This is a genomic window from Bacillus sp. AC266 (assembly GCF_979253805.1).
In genome coordinates, this window is sequence record NZ_CEEDEC010000001.1 from 546,915 (window position 1) to 565,332 (window position 18,418).

Below are 18,418 nucleotides of genomic sequence, written 5' to 3' on the forward strand. Positions count from 1 at the left end.
ATTACACAAGTAATGAACCTATGAACCTAAGGTGGTGAAATCGTGAAACCTACTCTAGAACAAAATAAGTTAATATACATACAAATTGCAGAAACAATTGAATCTGATATTTTAAAAGACATATTACTTGAAGAAGAACAAGTTCCGTCGACAAATCAATTTGCGAAGATGTTACAAATTAATCCGGCTACAGCCGCAAAAGGAGTAAATCTACTAGTAGATGAGGGGATTTTATATAAAAAGAGAGGGATCGGGATGTTTGTTACAAAGGGAGCAAAAGAAGTCGTACTAAAAAAAAGACAGCATGTTTTTATGACTGAGTATTTACCTAAAGTGTGGGAAGAAGCCAAAGTACTAGAAATATCAAAAGACGAATTGATGGACATGATACACAAAATTACGAAGGAGGGGAAAGAGGGATGATTGCACTTGAAACGAAAAACTTGTCTAAAAAATATAAAAAGAAATTAGCTGTTAACGAAGTAACTATTTCATTGGAAGAGCATAAAATATATGGTTTGCTTGGAAGAAACGGAGCGGGGAAAACGACATTATTAAACATACTTGCTGGTCAAATTATTTCAAGTAGTGGAAGCGTAGCTGTATTTGGTGAAAATGTTTTTGAAAATAGTAAAGCGATGCAAAATATTTGTTTCGTAAAGGTGAAAGAAAACATTAATTTAAGTAGTAAGGTAAAAGATGTTTTTTATTTGTGTAACATGTTTTATGAAAATTGGGATCAAGAATATGCTGAGGAACTTATTAAAAAATTTCAATTGAATGCAAAAGAAAAGTATTATGATTTATCCCATGGTATGCAAACAATTGTTGGTATTATTAAAGGTTTAGCTAGTAGAGCACCAATTACTATTTTTGATGAGCCGACTACCGGTTTAGATGCAGCACATCGAGAGTTGTTTTACGAATTACTATTGGAAGATTATAGTGAATATCCACGAACAATCATCTTATCAACACATTTAGTTGAGGAAGTGTCCCATGTTATAGAAAATGTAATCATATTAAAAGAAGGATCATTAGCTGTTCAATCCTCTGTGGAAGATTTTTTAGAAAAAGGACACATAATATCAGGACATAAAGATAAAGTGACAAATTTTTTAATGGGGAAAAATGTTGTAAAACAAGAGTTGTATGGGAATAAAGAGATTTCTGCGATATGGGGAGATCTTTCTGCTAGAGATTATGAGCTGATAGAAACTGAAGGGTTAGAAATAGACAGAGTAACACTGCAAAAACTATTTATTTATCTAACAGATAATGAGGTGAAATGAAAATGCTTTTAAAACAATTAAAGTTACATATGAAATTTCATTATAAGGCTATTCTTATCTTTTGGTGTGTGGCATTACTTATAAAATGGACAACAACTGCAACTGATATAAAGGGACTAAAGGTAGCATTTTTACATGATATCTTCAATAATTCATCTATTGCAATTGCAATATTTATTGTGGCAAGTGTTTTTCTTGTTCAAGATGACATATTTCGTACAGTTGTCTCATTTGGCGTTACTAGATTACAATTCTTAATTGGTTCAGTATGTTTTATCATATTACAATCAGTAATTTTTTCATTTCTACAAGTTTTGCTTTTACAAGGTACATTTTATGAAACGAAACATATAAATTTAGGAGCACATACAATCGAACAATTCTTTGCACAGTTCGTGTTCTATCTATTATTAGCTAGCTTATTTCAATTAACAACTATTTTTCAGAAAAGATTTAATTGGATAGGCTTTGCTTTTAGTGTGATTTTTTTCTTGGGGTTGACGAGTACAATTTATGGTAAGGTAGGTTTGAAAGAATTGGTATTTATTGATAGTAAATCGTTACTTGATATACCCAATTTTATATCAATTTCGATAGTACTTATTTTAATATACTTTATAATTAGCGCTCTATTTATTCGTAAAGTTTCTTTTGAGGATACGATTTAAGCACAAATACTTTAAGAGAGAAGGAAGACTGTATGGGAGATACTTCTTCACTAATAACCGTCTTTTTATGCGTGGCACTGCTAATTTTTTGGCGACGATATCGTTCTATGTATAAGCCGATAAAGGGAACGGGAAAACGTATTTTGTGGCCATTACTATTTTTAACACCGGGTATTTTATTGTTTTTTGGTACAGTACATCCAGCTATAGTACAAGTGACTATAGCAGCATCCATTGGGGTGATTTTCGCAATCCCACTTATATTTCTAACAAACTATGAGCGAAGAGAAGACGGAAACATTTATACGAAAAAAAGTGCTGCCTTTTTAATTACTTTTATCGGAATTGTTATTTTAAGATATGGTTCAAGACAATATATTGTTGACTTAGATCAGCAAACAATAGGTTTATTATTTTACGTAGTTGCGGTGTCTTATATTATTCCGTGGAGAATTGCTTGTTATATAAAGTTTAGGAAAGTTTGGCACGGGAATAGTAATCATGTGATATAAAAATAAAAACTTCTCATTTGAGAAGTTTTTATTTTTATAGGCTATTTGCTTGTAATACAAGTTTCGAAACATCTTTAACAGAACCTATTTCAAATGCTCTCATACGAGCATTTACTGCACGTTTAAATTGCTCTGTTTGAGGTGTCGCTCCTGTAACAGTTGGGAGAAAACATAGCACAGAGTTAGCAACTGAAATAGCGAAGGATATTCCTAGTTTTCATGAGAAGTTAAATTGTGTAATTGATAGAATTAGTGTGGAACGAATTGGTGAGAATGGAGAATCAATTATTGAATTTGAAGTACCATTGCAAAAAAGCTGACAAAAGTCAGCTTTTTTATTTCGAACTATGAAGTAAAGCACCAATTGCACCACTATAACCGCCGTCTTGTAAAAAGACTGGTATTTTGTTTTGATATTCTGTATAGCTACTAATAATATTTTGAAGATGTACGTTATTACATAGAGTAGAACCGATGTAAATGATATGGTCAATATTTTTTGCTTCGGCGAATTGAAGACTTAATGCTGTGATGACTTCACCGACAAGTCCTTGAACGGTAGCTAGTATATCTGAACTACTATAATTTGAGTCTGGAATGGTCGCTTTTCCGAAATTGCTAGCAGTTAAGTTATTATCAAGAGGGGAGAGAATCCCACCATAAATATCTCCAACTGTAATATCTAGACTGTTTCTTGAACCAATTTTCGTAAGCGGAATCACGTCTTCAAAATGATCTATATTTGTTAATAGTTTTGAAAGTCCCATAATAGTACCACCGCCAACTCCAGTTCCACCAGCACGAACATATTGATTGTCGTGAACATAGTGAATGGAAGTACCTGTACCGATATTTGTTAATACAAAGTTGTTTATAGCACGTTTTTCTTCTTTTAGTATGTATCGTACTCCTGCTAAAGTAGCTTCAAACTCGTTTAATTCTACTACTTTATATGAACTTGAAAGGAGTTGTTCTAACTGCTTAGCTTTACCACCTGTAATGCATAATTGTGTAATTGAATTATGATTTTGCAGCCATTCTTTAATTCTTTCTTGTTCGTATGAATAAAATTTTTCAAAACATAATTTTTTCTCTAGGTTAAAGTAAGCAATCTTTGTTAATGTTCCCCCAGCATCAATACCAACAACATTCCGCATTTCCCTACCCCTTACTATGTAATCTGTTTAATCAGCTTGATATATTAATAGCTTTTCAATGGTAACGATTGATTGACCGTTTACAGAGGCAATTCCTTTCCCAAGAACAAAACCTCGTCTGTTACGTGTTAATTCATAATGTAAGTCAAGTTTATCACCGGGATACGCATTTTCATGAAATTCCACCCCATCTAAAGAGGAGAGGAAACCAAGTCCTTCAGATTCACCTGTACTTACAAAAGCACTAAGTTGAGCGAGTGCTTCTACAATTAGCATATGAGGCATATAGTTTTGATTTTTATTAATAAACCACTCGTTATTTGTAATCAGTTTGTATCCTGTAGCCGATTGAGATTCTTTAACGTTTGTAATTTTATCAATCATTAAAAATGGATAGCGATGGGGAAGAGTATCTTTAATATTCATATCGTACCTCCAGGAATAATAATACCCCTGCTAAAGTTAAGCAGGGGGGTATTATTAATTCTTAACTAATTCTTCTATTTTTTCAATAGAGAAAATACCGCTGTTTTTAATGTTTTCAACTACTTCTTGTAATACTACTTTATCTTGAACAAGTGCAATACGTACAAAACCTTCGCCATGAGGACCAAATGCATGGCCTGGTGTGACAACGACATTTGCACGATCCATAAGTGCATAAGCGAACTCTAGCGAAGTCCATCCTTTCGGAATTTCAGCCCAAACGAACATACTTCCAGCTGGTTTATCGACATTCCAACCGAATTTGCGGAATCCGTCCACTAAAGTATCTCTACGTTCTTGGTAAATTCCACGGTTTTTTTCGCAAAATGCAGCGCCGTGTCGTAATGCAGCGGATGCAGCTTTTTGAATTGGTAAAAACACACCGTAATCTGTATTAGACTTAAATTGCGTAAGCGCGCCGACAATTCCTTCGTTACCAATCATATAACCAATACGGCTACCAGCTAAACTATAACTTTTAGATAAAGAATTAATTTCAACGCCAACTTCTTTTGCACCAGGTACAGATAAGAAGCTAATTGGCTTTTGACCATCAAAATAAAATTCAGCATAAGCAAAATCATGGACAACGATAATATTATGTTTTTTCGCGAATGCGATTACATCTTTAAAGAAATCTTCATGTGCCATTGCTGGAACTGGATTTCCTGGGAAGTTCAAAATCATCATCTTTGCTTTATTGGCGATTTCTTCAGGGATAACTTCTAAGTTAGGTAAGAAATCATTTTCTTTTTTTAATGGCATGTAGTAAGATGTTGCACCGGCCATTTGAATTCCTGTTTCATAAGCTGTATATCCTGGATCAGGAACTAGTATTATATCTCCCGGGTTTGCAAAAACCATAGGTAAATGAACGAGTCCGTCTTGTGAACCCATTAATAATAAAACTTCTTTTTCAGCATTTAATATAACGTTATGAGTGTTGTTGTAATATTCAGTTACAGCTTCGTGAAATTCTTGAATACCAGATAATGTATATCCGTAACTTTCTTTTGCACTTGCTGTATGTACCATTTCTTCTCTCACAAAATCAGCAGGAGGCATATCAGGATTCCCGATACTTAAATCAATCATTTTATGACCTGCTGCAATTTTCTCTTTTTTATAGGCCCCTAATTCACTAAATATAGAAGATTGGAATGCTTTCATTCTAGTTGCTAAAGTGTAAGTCATCAAAACCCCTCCTAAAAACAGTGTTTTCTTTCTGTATTTTTAATTATTCTGAAAACACATGTTTACATTTTATCATTTTTTTATGAAAATTAAAACGATTGACAAATTTAGAGGGAGGATAATAAGGGGAAATATAAAAATAACGTAGAAAATATTTTCTACGTTATAAATGAAGATTAATTGTTTGTTTTTTTATATGTACATGTGTTTTCAGTTGTAAAAAAGTATACATTTAATTCATTATCGACAACTTTTAAAGATTGATCCGATGTAAACGAGTTGCCATAATCAATACGATACACGTTAGAATTTTTAACAAACGATCCTTTAAATAAATCCTCTTTTTTATTTGTTGTTTGCATTTCCACTAAATTGTGAACAACCTTTTCTTTCTTTTCTTCTTTCACAACTGTTTCAAATTTATAATATACAGGGCATTCACCTTTTTTATTATCAATGACTTCCCAAGAGCCGTATATATCATTATTGCTACATCCACTAAGTAGAACGATTAATATAGGGAAAATAAGTGGAAACTTTTTCATTGTGTACTCCTTTCTTATTAGTTTTTATAAACGTGCGAATACGATAGGAATATTGTAATGAATAAAGTTTAAATTTTTATAAAGAATTATTTAATTTCACATAAAAATTTGGAGAAAGGTGAGATTTTTAAAATGAAAAGGCATGAATCTAGTGTAATGCTAGATTCATGCCTAGTACTCTATCTTATGTTATGTTTTTTGAGGATAAATGAAGCGGAAAGAAGAATGACAATTCCATTTACAATATATACATTTAAAATAACGAAGACTAGGTTAGCTACTCCCAAACCACCTTTATCGAATATAGATGTGAGTGCTGTAGTAGTCAAAAAGATAATGGGAGTTAACAATAAAAATAGGAAACCTGCAACAATCCTTCTTTTAAAGTTATTTTGAGATAAGGAAATGGCTAAAAAATTAAGGACGCCAAACATGACCAATGAAAAAAGAAGGATAATTAATAATTGGATGCCATAAGACATTTCCACAGCTCCTTTTTGAAAAATCTATAATTTATTTTATTCGAAAGTAGTAGGGGATACTCCTTTAAATATTTGAACTACATAAAGAAAATAGATTTTAATCCTTGAAATTCAAAAAGAATGGACCCAGTAAAATACGGGATCCATTCTTAAGAAGTATTAGTTTTATATATTCGCAGATTGTGACGTTTGTTTTTTAAATTGTTTCTGCTTAGATAAGGAAATAAAAATAATCAACAACGAAATAACTCCGAAGATGAGAACCATATATTGTAACCCAATCGTATCTAAGAAGAAGCCAGTTCCAAGTAAGACAATTTGGAACATAACTCTTTCAAACATATTACGGAATGAGAAGAGACGTCCGTGATAGCTTTTTTCGACTTTCGTTTGGAAAATTGTCGACATAATAGGGAAGAAGCAGCCTACACTAAATCCAAACAAACCAAATGAGGCAAGTGCCATCCATTTAATATCGCTAAAGAACAACGAAAGGTGTGCAAAAGCGGTACAAATTGCGAAGAAGTATAGTAACTTTTCAGGTTTGAAATGATCAGATAAACGTTTAATAACGAAGGCACCTAACATAAATGCTACACCTTCAATTGTATATATGAATCCTTTAATCGTTGGGTCATGTTGCATTTCGCTAATGTTAATAACCATTAAATTGAATCCAGCTATAAATAATAGAGGGATAATACTTAATATAAGTGCTGTAAAAGCAATAGGAATTCCTTTTAAAATACGAAATACTTCCATAAAACTATTATCTTTAGCTGATTGTTTACTTGATGTAGCGGATTTTTTATCTTCAAATTGTAGGAAGAAAGTTGAGAGGAATAATAAAGCGTATGCTGCCATTGAGAAGGCATACATATACTGTAAACTCATTACAACTAAAAGAATGCCACCTAGTGAAGTACCTGCAATACGAGCGATTGTACCGATATTCATATGTACACCGTTCATTTGTAATAGCTCATGTTCATTAACGATGAGTGGAATTACAGATTGTAATGCAGGGAAATAAAATGCCGCGGAAATTTGAAGTGTAATCATAAATGCAATCATGAAAGCGATACTTTCATATTGAATAGCGAAAAACATGAAAATAACACTAATCACACGACCAAATCCAGCGTAAAGAAGAACTTTCTTTTTTTCATATTGATCAATGACACGCCCAGCCATTGGACCGACTAGAACACCAGCTAACAGTCCGATAAATAATATAACGGATTTCATAAAATCAGAAGGGACGTATTTTTGCATAAATTCAAGATTACCAAGAATACCAAGCCATAACCCTAGACCAGCAATAAACTCCCCAATTAACACAATCCAAACATTTTTATTACGCCACATAATGTAAAACCTCTCCGTCTTTTAAAATGAAAAACTCGTATATAAAACCTCCTTATTTTATGTATTATTTTTAACGAACTTTTTTAGAGTCAGAGTCTATATTACGTGTTTCATTAGTGAATTTCAATCTTTTTGATTTGTAAAAAAATGATGAATTAAGTGATACAATGGGTAACTAAAAATACAAAAAATTCACAAGTAAATTCAAAGGGAAGGTAAGTGTGGGGAAAATAAAAAAAGTAAGAACGCAGATAATGCGTCTTACTTTTCTCAAAAAACCAAAATAGATTAAATTAGCAACACTTATGATCTTGTCCAATAGCTAAGCCGCTAAAAGACAGAGGACCAACAATGTCTGCACTTGCACCACTAGTAAGGTTTTCTACAGTTAATGAATACTCGTGAGTCCCGCAGCTAACATTTTGATCTATAGCTTGAAATGTTTGCGCGTAAAATTGCTCAGAATCTGTAGATTCAATCCCTACTTGAGCGTTGAAGATTTCTGTATTGTCACGGAAAATTCGGAATAAAACTTGTGAAATCTCAGTTATACCTTTAACCCCAACTGTAGCGATTAATTCTACTCGATTATTACGTGAATCTCTTCTTGAAATTTTTAATTTAATACTTGCTAGAATTGCTTTTTCTGGGGAATGGGGAATTACAAAAGTTGTTTCACCTGTTTTATTTAAGGGTTGAGTAGCTTGATAATCAATGATATGAGTCATATTCGTCACCTCCTCATATACTAAAATATGAAGGTAACGATGAATTAGCTTGGACATATACTATAAGATTTTAAGAGAATTGAGGAGTAATGTTGAATAAAGGGAGATAATATAAAAGCATCAAGAAAAAATCCCAATTATGAGAGTCATTTTTTGATGCTTTTCATACTTTAGGCAGAATATTCTTCTTTACGTACTTCGAAGAATTCATTCCGGCGTAAGTAATTAAAAATTTTTTCTGAAACCTCTTCTTCATGAGACACTAAGAATCGATAATCAAAAGCATAGAAAGATTGACCTTTAATTAATTTTACGTAGTATATTTTACACGCCTCCTTTAAATTAGGATTCTTAAATACTTTATATTATGATGACCTATCTGGTTGTTAATAATACTTAAAGTTTCAAAGGGGAGAAGTATAAATTCAAAAAACATTGAAATAGCTTACAAATCTGTAATGTTTTTGTCACCTTTGCCGATAGTTAAAATTAACCAGTATCTTCTATACTACAAATAGGTTCCATAAAACAAGGGGGTAGAAAGATGGAGGAAGTAATTGGAGAAGTTGTAGCAGGGATTTGTGAATTTGTAGTTGAAGTTACGGTGGATGTTTTAGGAGATTTAGTTTCCGGAAATGATGAAGAGAAAGAAACATTATAAAATTTGTAAAAAGTTTAAAGATAAACAATGTGTAAAAGCTGATTTCTAAAGGGAAGTCAGCTTTTATATTTTTTACATTATATTAATAATATTTAAATATTAACCTGTTGCGATAGTAATGAAATCAATAAAGGAGCTGACCGATATGAATATGCCGAATTCTAGATGTGATGTACCTGATTCTAATACGATTGTAGCGAATATAAATGAAAAAGAATATCACTTTATAGTTCGTATACATCCACTTGCAGGAAAGATGATAGCGCTATTTGAAAATGGGAAAGAATATGGCTTGCTTGATAAGGAAATCGCTAGTAGGGATAAATTTATTAGGACAGAGCTTACTAAGTTGAAGCATTTCAACATAGATATTCTTTATGATAGTCCTGGGTGGATATGGATTGGCATGGACCAATATGGATTGCATGCAAGAGAGGCTACTAATAGCGAAGTAGAAGTTATTGTGAAGTTACAGGGGGATTAGACGTGTAAGAAGATCCTCAAATTTAAGAGATACTTTGTGGGGGTGTGGGATAATTCCCCATAACCTTTTTTGTTTTGTGCTTAAAAATAAAAGAGTTAAATTTTTTTGATAGAAGGTCTCTAATACAAGAGACGAGATTAAACTAAAAGAGGATTTGAAATTATATAAAGAGAACTTATAAATTAAATATAATACTTTATAGAAAGAAGATGATAAAAGTGAGTAAAGAAGAACTTGTGAAACAACAATTTGGTAGTAATGCAGAGAAGTATGTGAAAAGTAAAATTCATGCAAAAGGACTGGATTTACAATATGTAGTTCAGCAAGTTGAAACTCGTCATAATACTCGTCTTCTTGATATTGCTACTGGTGGTGGACATGTTGCTAATTTGTTAGCCCCAATGTTCAAAGAGGTAGTCGCTCTTGATTTAACAGAAAAAATGTTAGAAAAAGCAAAAGGTTTTATAGAAGGGAACGGACATGAAAATGTATCATTTGTAGCAGGACATGCAGAAAGGTTACCATTTGCTGATGATTCCTTTGATACAATTACATGCCGAATTGCAGCACATCACTTTGTTGATCCTTTGCAATTTATTTTTGAAGTAAATCGAACGTTAGAAGATAATGGATTATTTATATTAATTGATAACGTTTCACCAGAAAATAATGAGTTTGATACATTTTATAACTTTATCGAAAAGAAGAGAGATCCAAGCCATGAACGAGCTTTGAAAAAAACAGAATGGATTACTTTATTAGAAAAACATGGTTTGCAAATGCAGTCATGTCATACTTTTGACAAGAAGTTCGATTTTGATTGGTGGTGCGATATGATGGATGTTCCTATGCAAAAACGTGTAAAGTTAACAGAGTGTATGATGAAAACATCAAATGAAATGCAAGAATTTTTCAAAATTCAATTTGGAAACAATAAAATAGAATCGTTTTATACTGAAATGGCACTGTTCGTATGTAAAAAAAGTTCAACATTAAAAAGATAAATTTCTTGCAGTCTTTCTGATGTACGATATACTTAGTACAGAGAAAATGAGAATTGAGGAATAGTAATAATGATTCGTGTACGTATTGAGGGAACTGAGGAAGAGATGCTTGAATTTTTAGAGAAAATGCCTGACATTCCTGGGTTTGAAAAAACACATATGAGAGAACCGAGAAAAGGGAATAATCCGAAATATGATTCAAGCAAAAGTGTACTAGCATATTTATCTTATAAAAAGATTGAAGTCGCCAATAAATAGGCGGCTTTTTTAATTATCTCTGTTTCACCGCCTTGTCTTTTTCGCATAATAATAATAATAGTAGATTATGCTGGAGAGGGGTGAGGAAAGTTAATAAAAAAATAATCTTTTTCGGAGATTTTGGTATTGATGATGCAGTAACGTTAATTTATGCGAATAAAACATGCAAATTAGATATTATCGGTATCGTTGCAGAGTATGGAAATGTATCAAGAGAAATTGTTACGGAAAATGTTTATTTTTTAGAAAGATACTATGCTACAAAAGTGAAGATTATTGAAGGTGCCAGTAGACCAATGACAGCTGAAGAACCTTTGTTTTTCCCTGAAATTCATGGGGATCACGGTTTAGGTCCAATTATTCCACCGAAAATGAGAATTTGTGACAGAGAAAATTTTTGTGAATTGATTAAATTAATTGAGCCTTGTCCAGAAGATATTATTATAGTGGCGACGGGACGATTAACAACACTTGCAACATTATTTTTATTGTACCCCAATTTAATGAATCGAGTATGTTCTTATTATATAATGGGCGGTGCTTTTCTATTTCCGGGAAACGTTACACCTGTATCAGAAGCTAATTTTTACGGCGATCCAATTGCCGCGAATATCGTTATGAAATATGCGCAGAATGCTACAATATATCCGTTAAATGTAACGCAGCGTGCTCTTATTACCCCTGAAATGGTCGATATTATTGATAAAGAAGGAACAGGGCAGGCGAAACTCATAAAGCCAATGATCGATTTTTATTACGAGAACTTTTACAAAAAAGAATATCCAGGTATTGCTGGGAGTCCGATTCACGATTTACTTCCGTTCATTTCATTTATAAATGATGATATTTTTGAATATAAAAAATCAGCAGTTTGGATTAGTACGACGAATGATGTAACGAGAGGTCAAAGTGTTGCAGATTTTAGAAAAATAGCTGAGCCAACGACGTTTGATAATCGTCCTATACAAAAAATTGCCGTTGAATTTAATTATCAAGCGTTTAAAGACGAATTTATGAGAACAATATTGAAGCCAGATTGTCCTTAAGAGGGTGAGCAGATTTGAATGATTTTCATAAGACGAATAACTTACGAAAAATGTAACATAACTAATGGTAAGCAATTGTTTCTGATTATAATTTTTATTGGTCAATTATAAAGGAGGAAATGATATGATTTGGTCTTTAATCGTTGGTGGTATATTAGGATGGTTTGCAAGTTTAATTACTGGGAAGGATGTACCTGGCGGTGTAATCGGTAATATTATTGCAGGTATTGTCGGTTCTTGGCTTGGTACAGCGTTACTTGGTAAATTCGGACCTGTTATAGGCGGATATGCGATTGTTCCGGCTTTAATAGGCGCGATTGTTTTGATTTTCATCGTAAGCTTTATATTCCGTGCAATGCGGAAATGAATATAGGGGACTGTTTACATTTGTAAGCAGTCCCTTTGTATTATGTTGTCTAATCTGTTATGCTACTGTTATACAATCAGGAGGTGTCAGCATTGAAATCATTTACAGTAAATTTTCATCAAGAGGATAATGCAAAGGCAACAACAGTACATAAATTAAGTGAAGAGGACTTCGAGAAAGCAACAGAAAAAGGTACTCGTCATCTATTTGATTTAGATACAAACGTTGGTTTCTTCGTATTCTTTGATGCTGAAGATACAGAAGGAAACGAGCAATACTTAATGTTACAATATGAAGGAGATCATGAAGAACCAAGTGCTTGCTACGGATTTGATTTGAAATTGTTCTATCAATTTTTAGCACTATACTTAAATGATCTTGAATTCCAAGGTGAGACAAATGAAGAAGAGGAAGAAAATGGTCCAATTCATCATTTAGCGCACTTACTTTACCATATCGTTGAAGACGGTAAATCTATCGAAGTGTAAAAATACATATTTGAAGCTGTCCTTTAATAGGGCAGCTTTTTTAATTATATAAATAGGTAATCTTAATGGATTTCTGATCATGACAAATGATTTGAATAAGATTCAGAAGGAACAAAACATTAAACCAGCAGAGAATGAGTATTCACTTTCTGCTGGTTTTTTGCATTTAAAGGAGATTTTGTAGCAGTTTAATTCAAGTTACAAAAAGGATATAGCGAGTATGGAGAGAAGGTGTATACAAGGAGATGAATAAGATGATTAACAATACAATTCCAAGCTTTTTGAAGCTTTTGGAAAGCGATGATATAGGATTACATGACTTGGACAAATATTATGATATGTATCCAGAAGCATTTGAAGAGTATTTTAATTATCATTGTCCTAAGACGGAAGAACGTCTTTCTAGTGCAATTAAAAAATATCCTGAAAAACTAAAAGACATCCGTATTATTTCGGAAACTTTACCATCTATTATTCAAGAAATTAGTGAGGAGTATCACATTCAATTTGGTTTTAATATAGATTTGACTTTTCATCTATTTGTAGGTGGGTTTGGCTCCAATGCATTTGTAGAAAGAGATATTATTGGGGATATATTTCTTTCGGCAGAAAAATTATCTCCTGAAAGGGAGCATCTTCGTGTTATCGTTGCTCATGAAATTGGTCATATATATCATAATTTCGTATTGCAAGAGAGTGGAATGGATTGGACTAAAGCACAATGGACTGATGCAGCGGTTAGTTTATATCGTGAGGGAGTCGCGACATATTTATCGCAAAGAATAGCTAAAGGATTAAGTAAATCAGTCTATTATTCATATGATAATGATGGTGACGATTGGTTGTATTGCTATGAAGAACATAAAGATCATATTAAGAAACATTTTTTACAAGATTATGTTAAAGGGTGGACAGATGAAAAAGAGAAAGAATGGTTCCGTTTATCAGGAGGGACTTATTTCGGATGCAACCGACTCGGTTATTTTTTAGGAACATCGTATATGGAGTATATTGTGAATACTTTCGGGGAAAGCGAAGCACTTACTTTTTGGACTAAAAATAATTTAAAGAGTAGTGTAATGGAATGGTTACAAAAGTGAATATGTTGAAGAAGGAGGCTGGAAATAATGAAAGTATATATGAAAGTACTTATATTTTTTCTAACTTTAACGTGTGTAGCGGCTTTAACCGCATGTACTAACGCTGAGGAAAAGAAGCAAACTAATTCAACATCAGAAAATAGTACGGAAAAAAAGAGTGATACGTCAGAAACGGGTAAAAAGAATGAAGAGACTGCTCCCAAAAAAGAGAAAGAACCTGTGGAAAAACCAAAAGGTCATGATTCTGTAAAACCTTCAACGGAGTCTAATACGAAAAATACAGTGCTTAATCAAAAATCAATTAACCATGTAAAAGATTTATTTGAGCAAGCGAAAGAAGGTAAAGTACCTAACGTACCATATGCAGCACATACAGGTGACATCGAGGAAATAGAAAAAGAGTGGGGAAAAGCAGATAAAACTGATCAAGCAGGCAACGGGATGTATGCAACTTTTACAAGTAAAAATGTAGCATTTGGCTTTAACAAAGGATCTCAAGTCTTTGACGTTCGCTCATATCATTCAGAACTCAAATCGATTACGTTGCAAGAAATCGAAAAGGCTTTAGGAAAACCAGCGTCTGTTAAAGTAAATGGTAATGACAAAATATACGTTTATAAAGTAAATGACCAATTTGAATTGAAATTCGTTATTCCAAAGTCAACTGGTAAAGTACATCATATTTCTGTGTTCTCACCGGAGGATAGTATTAATAAAATGGCAGGTTAAATGAAGAGCTGTTCCTATAGGGACAGCTCTTTTGTTTTGTTTCTTTCTAACGATTGAACAAAAAAAGCTTGAATGATACCACCGATTATTAATAAGAAGGCGCAAATATAAAATAGAGTACTACCGTTTAATTTACTTAATAACAATGCACCTACAAAAGGCCCGAAAGTTCTTGAAATATCCCAATGTATACCGTATATAGAAAAATATAATCCGCGTCTATGACTTGGAGCGATTTGTGAAACGAATCGTAGTAAGTGATTCAAAGCTATACTTTGCCCAATTACTAAAAAGAGCAATGTGAAGAATAATGACCATATTGTTGTGGAATAACCGTAGCCAATCGCAGCTAACGTATAGCAAGTATAGGAAATAACAATGATTTTAGGCATAGAAAATCGTTCAGACCATTTCACAAGGAAAATTTGGAGCATAACTTCCATGATTGCTTTACAAGTTGAGATAAATACGAGTATGAATAAAAAATTTGGAAATACACTTTCGGCGAATATACGATAATTTGATTCGGTTTGAGCGTAGAAAAAACTAATAGGTAGTGTAGAAACCATAAGTCCAAACACAGCATAATGCTTTGAAATAAATTGTTTTGGCGAATATACTTCTTTAGTTTTATTAACGCTTTGTCTGAGTGGGACCGTTTCAGGAAGCTGCGTCCAAACGAGAATAGCATATAGCGTAAGGGCTACACCTTGCAAAATAAATAAATACTCAGGGTGACTAGTATAGAAAAAGGCGCCGATTAATGGGCCAATTACAGAGCCGATTGCTCCCGTAGTATGCAGAACAGCAAATATTTCTGCCTGTTGTTCTTCCTTCGTTAAGTCAGCGATTTGTGCTCGCTGTGCCGGAATATATAAAGAGCGTCCAATACCATTTACTACATACAATAAGGCGAAAAAGGCGACCGATTCAGCAAAAACGAAGCCGCTTACGGCAAAAGCTTGTAAAAGTAATCCGAGTAACATTATTTTCTTTCGGCCGTATTTATCTGTTACACCCCCAGCGATTAATGTAAACACAATATCAGCGAGAGGCTGTAATCCGAAAAGAAGCATTGTAACGATGACATTACCATTTAACGCTTTATTAACATGAACGATAAAAATGATAGCTAACATCGCTTCAGTCGTTCGAACTAACAATTCACCGAACAATCGAATGAGAATAGGCTTATTATAACGTTTTAAAAGATACTTCATTTTTATTTCCTCCTTTCTATATTGAAATGATAAGATGGAAGCCAGAAATGAAAAAGGGTAGAATGAAAGAGGAAGATTTTTCATCTTTTAGGGGGCGTTTTATGATTATTTTGGAGCAATATATGCACCTGTGGCTCCAGTATGGAAATGGGAGAGCAGAGGGAGAACAATTAGAAATAACTATACAAAATATATCTGAAACATTATTTTGTACAGAGCGAAATAGTAAATTAATCATAAAAAAATTAGAAGAATTTAATTGGATTATGTGGTTTCCAGGCCGAGGGAGAGGAAATCGTTCAAAGTTGTTATTTCAAAAACATCCACTTTCTTTAATTTTAGAAAGAGGAAAAGAAATAACGAAACAAGGGGACGTAAAAAGTGGAAGTGCATTTATTGAAAGATATAGCTCGTATTTTCCATCACTTCAAACGCAATTTCAAACGTGGATTGATTCGATATTCGGTTATCAAGTCGAAAGGACATCTAAAGGGAGAAGAGATGTGCTACGTTTGCAAGTCCAAATGAATCTAGATATTGCATTAGATCCTGTATACGCTACGATGCGTTCGGAATGTCATATGGTAAAACATATATACGACACGTTAGTGTATATAGACGGAAATACAAACAGTGTAGAGCCAAGACTTGCGTTTTATTGGGAATATGATGACCAGAAATATATATGGACCTTCTACTTACGAAAAGGTGTTCAGTTTCATAACAGGAAAGAATTTACTGCTTATGACGTTGTACATACATTTAAACGATTTATGAAAGAGAAAAATAACCCGCATGCTTGGGTGTTACAGCACGTTGAAAGTTTACATATTCTTGATGACTACATTGTGCAGATCCGTTTATCTACAGATAATAAGTTGTTTTTACATGCTTTAAGTACAGAACAGTGTTCTATTGTAAATGAAGATGGAGATGGAAGGTTAATCGGTACTGGACCGTTTCGATTATGTGAAAAGAATGAGGATGTATTCGTATTAGAAGCAAATGGTTTATATTTTCGCGAGCGAACATTTCTCGATCGAATTGAATTATGGAATGTAGAGCAAAGCGTAAATACGTGCGATATTTTAGCGAAAGCACACTATAACAATATAGAAAAGCATCATAAAGAACTAACTAGACTTGAGTCGAATGTAACATACATTACATTAAATATCGCAAAAGAAGGACCTATGCAAAACACGATGTTTCGGAAAGCTCTATATAAAATCATTCATAGCAATGCGCTTATCGAGGAATTGCAAGGAGCGCGCGGAGAAATAGCAGAAGAATTGGTTCTAACAAAGGGTGGCACTATACATATAAATGAGGACATATATACGCTTATTAAAGAGAGCTCTTACCGTAATGAAACACTGCGACTATATACATTTACAGAACAAGATCATGTTGAAGATTCATATTGGATACAAAAAGAGTGTGCGAAGTATGGCGTCACTATTGAAGTCGTTTTTCTTGAAACAAAAGAGTTATTGCAAGCAAGTACGATACAAAAGGCTGATATAATACATGATAGTGCGACAATTAGTGAACGGATAGAAGATAGTTTACTATATATGTTTCTTACAAAAAACAGCTTTATTCATCAGCATAGCAATATAAAATTTAACGAAGTATTGCAGTCTTATTTTATAGAGAATCAATTAGAGAAACGGATGACACTGTTACACGATATTGAAGACACATTGTTACGTCAAATTCATATTATTCCTTTATATCGTAACAAACAGCAAGTAAGTTCACACGAAAAAGTGCAAAATATAATGATCAATCCACAAGGTTGGATCGATTTTTATCAAATATGGTTTAAGCCTTGATATATAAAGGTTCTTATGCATTTTAGTAAGATGTGTAAGAACCTTTTTTGTATGGAAATGAAGTTTGTTTTGCACATTTTTACGCTACATGTTATAAAAGTTCATTTACAGCGTAACAGTGTTATGTTACATTGTTGTTAGGAAGGAGTGATATACAGTTGATTACAGATTTAATTTCAAAAAAAGATTTATTAGAGTTAACTGGTATTTCATACGGACAGTTATATAGGTGGAAGAGAAAAAATTTAATACCGGAAGATTGGTTTGTACGGAAGTCAACGTTCACAGGTCAGGAAACATTTTTTCCGAAAGAAAAGATATTAGAGCGTATTGATAAAATTCAAACGATGAAAGAGGATCTATCGCTTGATGAATTGGCAAATATGTTTTCACCAAGCGTAACAGAGATTCTTTTAGCAAAGGAAGATCTCATTCGTAAAGAAATTACATCAGAACCTGTTTTACAATTTTTCATGGAGCAAACGAACAAAACGGCAGATTTTCAATTTGCAGATATTCTTTATGTATACGTGTTAGAAGAACTTCTTCAATCAGGAGACGTTAGCTTAGAAGAAGGGAAAATGGTTTTACAAGTTTTACGTGAAAATTATGAAGCGATTAAACATAAAAATTGTGACTTAGTTATTATTCGGAAGTTAGGGATTTCTACATGCTTCTTAGTATCAAGCGTTGAGGATTTAATTTTTGAAAAGGGAACAAAGATTGTTTTACGTGTAGCAATTATGAAATATACCGAAGCATTAAAAACTAAACTGTTGTAGTGGAGGAGA

Annotated in this window: 24 protein-coding genes and 1 pseudogene; 15 read left to right on the forward strand and 10 right to left on the reverse strand. The window is 33.1% G+C overall.

The window, feature by feature from the left end:
* Positions 1–42 precede the first annotated feature (42 nt).
* Genes AC0IXC_RS02765 through AC0IXC_RS02780 form a run of 4 tightly spaced genes read left to right on the forward strand, consistent with a single transcriptional unit; the run spans position 43 to position 2,472 of the window.
* Positions 43–423 carry a GntR family transcriptional regulator gene (locus tag AC0IXC_RS02765; protein ID WP_000805181.1) on the forward strand — a complete coding sequence of 127 codons (381 nt, stop codon included), beginning with the start codon at positions 43–45 and terminating at the stop codon, positions 421–423.
* Positions 420–1,292, forward strand: coding sequence for an ABC transporter ATP-binding protein (locus AC0IXC_RS02770; protein WP_016120384.1), 873 nt, complete (start codon positions 420–422; stop codon positions 1,290–1,292). The genes AC0IXC_RS02765 and AC0IXC_RS02770 overlap by 4 nt, the downstream gene beginning before the upstream one ends.
* A gap of 2 nt (positions 1,293–1,294) precedes the next feature.
* A complete protein-coding gene (locus AC0IXC_RS02775) occupies positions 1,295–1,960 on the forward strand; it encodes a DUF4052 family protein (RefSeq protein ID WP_471652553.1) in 666 nt (221 codons plus the stop codon).
* A 32-nt stretch (positions 1,961–1,992) separates the two neighbouring features.
* Complete coding sequence (locus AC0IXC_RS02780; protein ID WP_215589785.1) at positions 1,993–2,472, forward strand: CcdC family protein; 480 nt, start codon at positions 1,993–1,995, stop codon at positions 2,470–2,472.
* 34 nt (positions 2,473–2,506) lie between these two features.
* On the opposite strand, the gene AC0IXC_RS02785 is transcribed toward AC0IXC_RS02780, so the two are convergent.
* On the reverse strand, positions 2,507–2,650 hold the full coding sequence (locus tag AC0IXC_RS02785) for a hypothetical protein (RefSeq protein WP_154214672.1): 144 nt from the start codon (positions 2,648–2,650) through the stop codon (positions 2,507–2,509).
* Between AC0IXC_RS02785 and AC0IXC_RS02790 the strand changes: the two are divergent.
* Positions 2,625–2,792 (forward strand): annotated as a pseudogene (locus AC0IXC_RS02790) (2'-5' RNA ligase family protein); the annotation flags it as partial. The gene AC0IXC_RS02785 and the pseudogene AC0IXC_RS02790 overlap by 26 nt on opposite strands.
* 15 nt (positions 2,793–2,807) lie before the next feature.
* Here AC0IXC_RS02790 and coaW read toward each other — a convergent pair.
* The 8 genes from coaW to AC0IXC_RS02830 all read right to left on the reverse strand — a co-directional run bounded on the left by coaW (position 2,808) and on the right by AC0IXC_RS02830 (position 8,755).
* Entirely contained in the window at positions 2,808–3,629 is an 822-nt protein-coding gene (gene coaW, locus AC0IXC_RS02795; RefSeq protein WP_471652554.1) for a type II pantothenate kinase, read from the reverse strand.
* Positions 3,630–3,656: 27 nt separating this feature from the next.
* A complete protein-coding gene (locus tag AC0IXC_RS02800; RefSeq protein ID WP_001021821.1) occupies positions 3,657–4,055 on the reverse strand; it encodes a 3-hydroxyacyl-ACP dehydratase FabZ family protein in 399 nt (132 codons plus the stop codon).
* 54 nt (positions 4,056–4,109) lie between these two features.
* Entirely contained in the window at positions 4,110–5,309 is a 1,200-nt protein-coding gene (locus AC0IXC_RS02805; protein ID WP_002032510.1) for an LL-diaminopimelate aminotransferase, read from the reverse strand.
* Positions 5,310–5,485: 176 nt separating this feature from the next.
* Positions 5,486–5,854, reverse strand: a complete 369-nt coding sequence (locus tag AC0IXC_RS02810; protein ID WP_215589783.1) for a hypothetical protein — start codon at positions 5,852–5,854, stop codon at positions 5,486–5,488.
* 179 nt (positions 5,855–6,033) lie between these two features.
* A complete protein-coding gene (locus AC0IXC_RS02815; RefSeq protein ID WP_000120186.1) occupies positions 6,034–6,336 on the reverse strand; it encodes a hypothetical protein in 303 nt (100 codons plus the stop codon).
* Positions 6,337–6,501: 165 nt separating this feature from the next.
* On the reverse strand, positions 6,502–7,704 hold the full coding sequence (locus AC0IXC_RS02820) for an MFS transporter (protein ID WP_471652555.1): 1,203 nt from the start codon (positions 7,702–7,704) through the stop codon (positions 6,502–6,504).
* 293 nt (positions 7,705–7,997) lie between these two features.
* Complete coding sequence (gene exsC, locus AC0IXC_RS02825) at positions 7,998–8,432, reverse strand: exosporium protein ExsC (RefSeq protein WP_002165595.1); 435 nt, start codon at positions 8,430–8,432, stop codon at positions 7,998–8,000.
* A 170-nt stretch (positions 8,433–8,602) separates the two neighbouring features.
* On the reverse strand, positions 8,603–8,755 hold the full coding sequence (locus AC0IXC_RS02830) for a YqbF domain-containing protein (RefSeq protein WP_471652769.1): 153 nt from the start codon (positions 8,753–8,755) through the stop codon (positions 8,603–8,605).
* Between the two features lie 483 nt (positions 8,756–9,238).
* Between AC0IXC_RS02830 and AC0IXC_RS02835 the strand changes: the two genes are divergently transcribed.
* From AC0IXC_RS02835 to AC0IXC_RS02870, 8 genes are all read left to right on the forward strand, one after another.
* Positions 9,239–9,577 carry a hypothetical protein gene (locus AC0IXC_RS02835; RefSeq protein ID WP_002189914.1) on the forward strand — a complete coding sequence of 113 codons (339 nt, stop codon included), beginning with the start codon at positions 9,239–9,241 and terminating at the stop codon, positions 9,575–9,577.
* A 218-nt stretch (positions 9,578–9,795) separates the two neighbouring features.
* A complete protein-coding gene (locus AC0IXC_RS02840; protein ID WP_002192837.1) occupies positions 9,796–10,581 on the forward strand; it encodes a class I SAM-dependent methyltransferase in 786 nt (261 codons plus the stop codon).
* 69 nt (positions 10,582–10,650) lie between these two features.
* Positions 10,651–10,839 (forward strand): DUF3970 family protein, encoded by a 189-nt coding sequence (locus AC0IXC_RS02845; RefSeq protein ID WP_002013371.1) that lies wholly within the window; start codon positions 10,651–10,653, stop codon positions 10,837–10,839.
* Positions 10,840–10,919: 80 nt separating this feature from the next.
* Positions 10,920–11,885 (forward strand): nucleoside hydrolase, encoded by a 966-nt coding sequence (locus AC0IXC_RS02850; RefSeq protein WP_002013369.1) that lies wholly within the window; start codon positions 10,920–10,922, stop codon positions 11,883–11,885.
* A 124-nt stretch (positions 11,886–12,009) separates the two neighbouring features.
* On the forward strand, positions 12,010–12,252 hold the full coding sequence (locus AC0IXC_RS02855) for a GlsB/YeaQ/YmgE family stress response membrane protein (protein ID WP_002013368.1): 243 nt from the start codon (positions 12,010–12,012) through the stop codon (positions 12,250–12,252).
* Positions 12,253–12,344: 92 nt separating this feature from the next.
* Positions 12,345–12,740, forward strand: coding sequence for a hypothetical protein (locus AC0IXC_RS02860; protein WP_002084959.1), 396 nt, complete (start codon positions 12,345–12,347; stop codon positions 12,738–12,740).
* A gap of 254 nt (positions 12,741–12,994) precedes the next feature.
* Positions 12,995–13,840: a DUF5700 domain-containing putative Zn-dependent protease gene (locus tag AC0IXC_RS02865; RefSeq protein ID WP_002165597.1), complete on the forward strand. Its 846-nt coding sequence runs from the start codon at positions 12,995–12,997 to the stop codon at positions 13,838–13,840.
* 24 nt (positions 13,841–13,864) lie between these two features.
* Positions 13,865–14,569 carry a YjgB family protein gene (locus tag AC0IXC_RS02870; protein WP_113769294.1) on the forward strand — a complete coding sequence of 235 codons (705 nt, stop codon included), beginning with the start codon at positions 13,865–13,867 and terminating at the stop codon, positions 14,567–14,569.
* Between the two features lie 14 nt (positions 14,570–14,583).
* On the opposite strand, the gene AC0IXC_RS02875 is transcribed toward AC0IXC_RS02870, so the two are convergent.
* Positions 14,584–15,789 carry an MDR family MFS transporter gene (locus AC0IXC_RS02875; protein WP_078176546.1) on the reverse strand — a complete coding sequence of 402 codons (1,206 nt, stop codon included), beginning with the start codon at positions 15,787–15,789 and terminating at the stop codon, positions 14,584–14,586.
* A gap of 62 nt (positions 15,790–15,851) precedes the next feature.
* Between AC0IXC_RS02875 and AC0IXC_RS02880 the strand changes: the two genes are divergently transcribed.
* Both AC0IXC_RS02880 and AC0IXC_RS02885 read left to right on the forward strand, forming a co-directional pair.
* A complete protein-coding gene (locus AC0IXC_RS02880; RefSeq protein ID WP_471652770.1) occupies positions 15,852–17,627 on the forward strand; it encodes an ABC transporter substrate-binding protein in 1,776 nt (591 codons plus the stop codon).
* Positions 17,628–17,785: 158 nt separating this feature from the next.
* A complete protein-coding gene (locus tag AC0IXC_RS02885; RefSeq protein WP_002189908.1) occupies positions 17,786–18,409 on the forward strand; it encodes a YhbD family protein in 624 nt (207 codons plus the stop codon).
* Positions 18,410–18,418 lie beyond the last annotated feature (9 nt).

What these genes read in the sequence shown, in the direction of transcription:
- AC0IXC_RS02770 (WP_016120384.1), top strand. Translation starts at nt 420, where the DNA reads ATGATTGCACTTGAAACGAAAAACTTGTCTAAAAAATATAAAAAGAAA.
- AC0IXC_RS02775 (WP_471652553.1), top strand. Translation starts at nt 1,295, where the DNA reads ATGCTTTTAAAACAATTAAAGTTACATATGAAATTTCATTATAAGGCT.
- AC0IXC_RS02780 (WP_215589785.1), top strand. Translation starts at nt 1,993, where the DNA reads ATGGGAGATACTTCTTCACTAATAACCGTCTTTTTATGCGTGGCACTG.
- coaW (WP_471652554.1), bottom strand. Translation starts at nt 3,629, where the DNA reads ATGCGGAATGTTGTTGGTATTGATGCTGGGGGAACATTAACAAAGATT.
- AC0IXC_RS02800 (WP_001021821.1), bottom strand. Translation starts at nt 4,055, where the DNA reads ATGAATATTAAAGATACTCTTCCCCATCGCTATCCATTTTTAATGATT.
- AC0IXC_RS02805 (WP_002032510.1), bottom strand. Translation starts at nt 5,309, where the DNA reads ATGACTTACACTTTAGCAACTAGAATGAAAGCATTCCAATCTTCTATA.
- AC0IXC_RS02810 (WP_215589783.1), bottom strand. Translation starts at nt 5,854, where the DNA reads ATGAAAAAGTTTCCACTTATTTTCCCTATATTAATCGTTCTACTTAGT.
- AC0IXC_RS02815 (WP_000120186.1), bottom strand. Translation starts at nt 6,336, where the DNA reads ATGTCTTATGGCATCCAATTATTAATTATCCTTCTTTTTTCATTGGTC.
- AC0IXC_RS02820 (WP_471652555.1), bottom strand. Translation starts at nt 7,704, where the DNA reads ATGTGGCGTAATAAAAATGTTTGGATTGTGTTAATTGGGGAGTTTATT.
- exsC (WP_002165595.1), bottom strand. Translation starts at nt 8,432, where the DNA reads ATGACTCATATCATTGATTATCAAGCTACTCAACCCTTAAATAAAACA.
- AC0IXC_RS02835 (WP_002189914.1), top strand. Translation starts at nt 9,239, where the DNA reads ATGAATATGCCGAATTCTAGATGTGATGTACCTGATTCTAATACGATT.
- AC0IXC_RS02845 (WP_002013371.1), top strand. Translation starts at nt 10,651, where the DNA reads ATGATTCGTGTACGTATTGAGGGAACTGAGGAAGAGATGCTTGAATTT.
- AC0IXC_RS02855 (WP_002013368.1), top strand. Translation starts at nt 12,010, where the DNA reads ATGATTTGGTCTTTAATCGTTGGTGGTATATTAGGATGGTTTGCAAGT.
- AC0IXC_RS02865 (WP_002165597.1), top strand. Translation starts at nt 12,995, where the DNA reads ATGATTAACAATACAATTCCAAGCTTTTTGAAGCTTTTGGAAAGCGAT.
- AC0IXC_RS02875 (WP_078176546.1), bottom strand. Translation starts at nt 15,789, where the DNA reads ATGAAGTATCTTTTAAAACGTTATAATAAGCCTATTCTCATTCGATTG.
- AC0IXC_RS02880 (WP_471652770.1), top strand. Translation starts at nt 15,852, where the DNA reads ATGAAAGAGGAAGATTTTTCATCTTTTAGGGGGCGTTTTATGATTATT.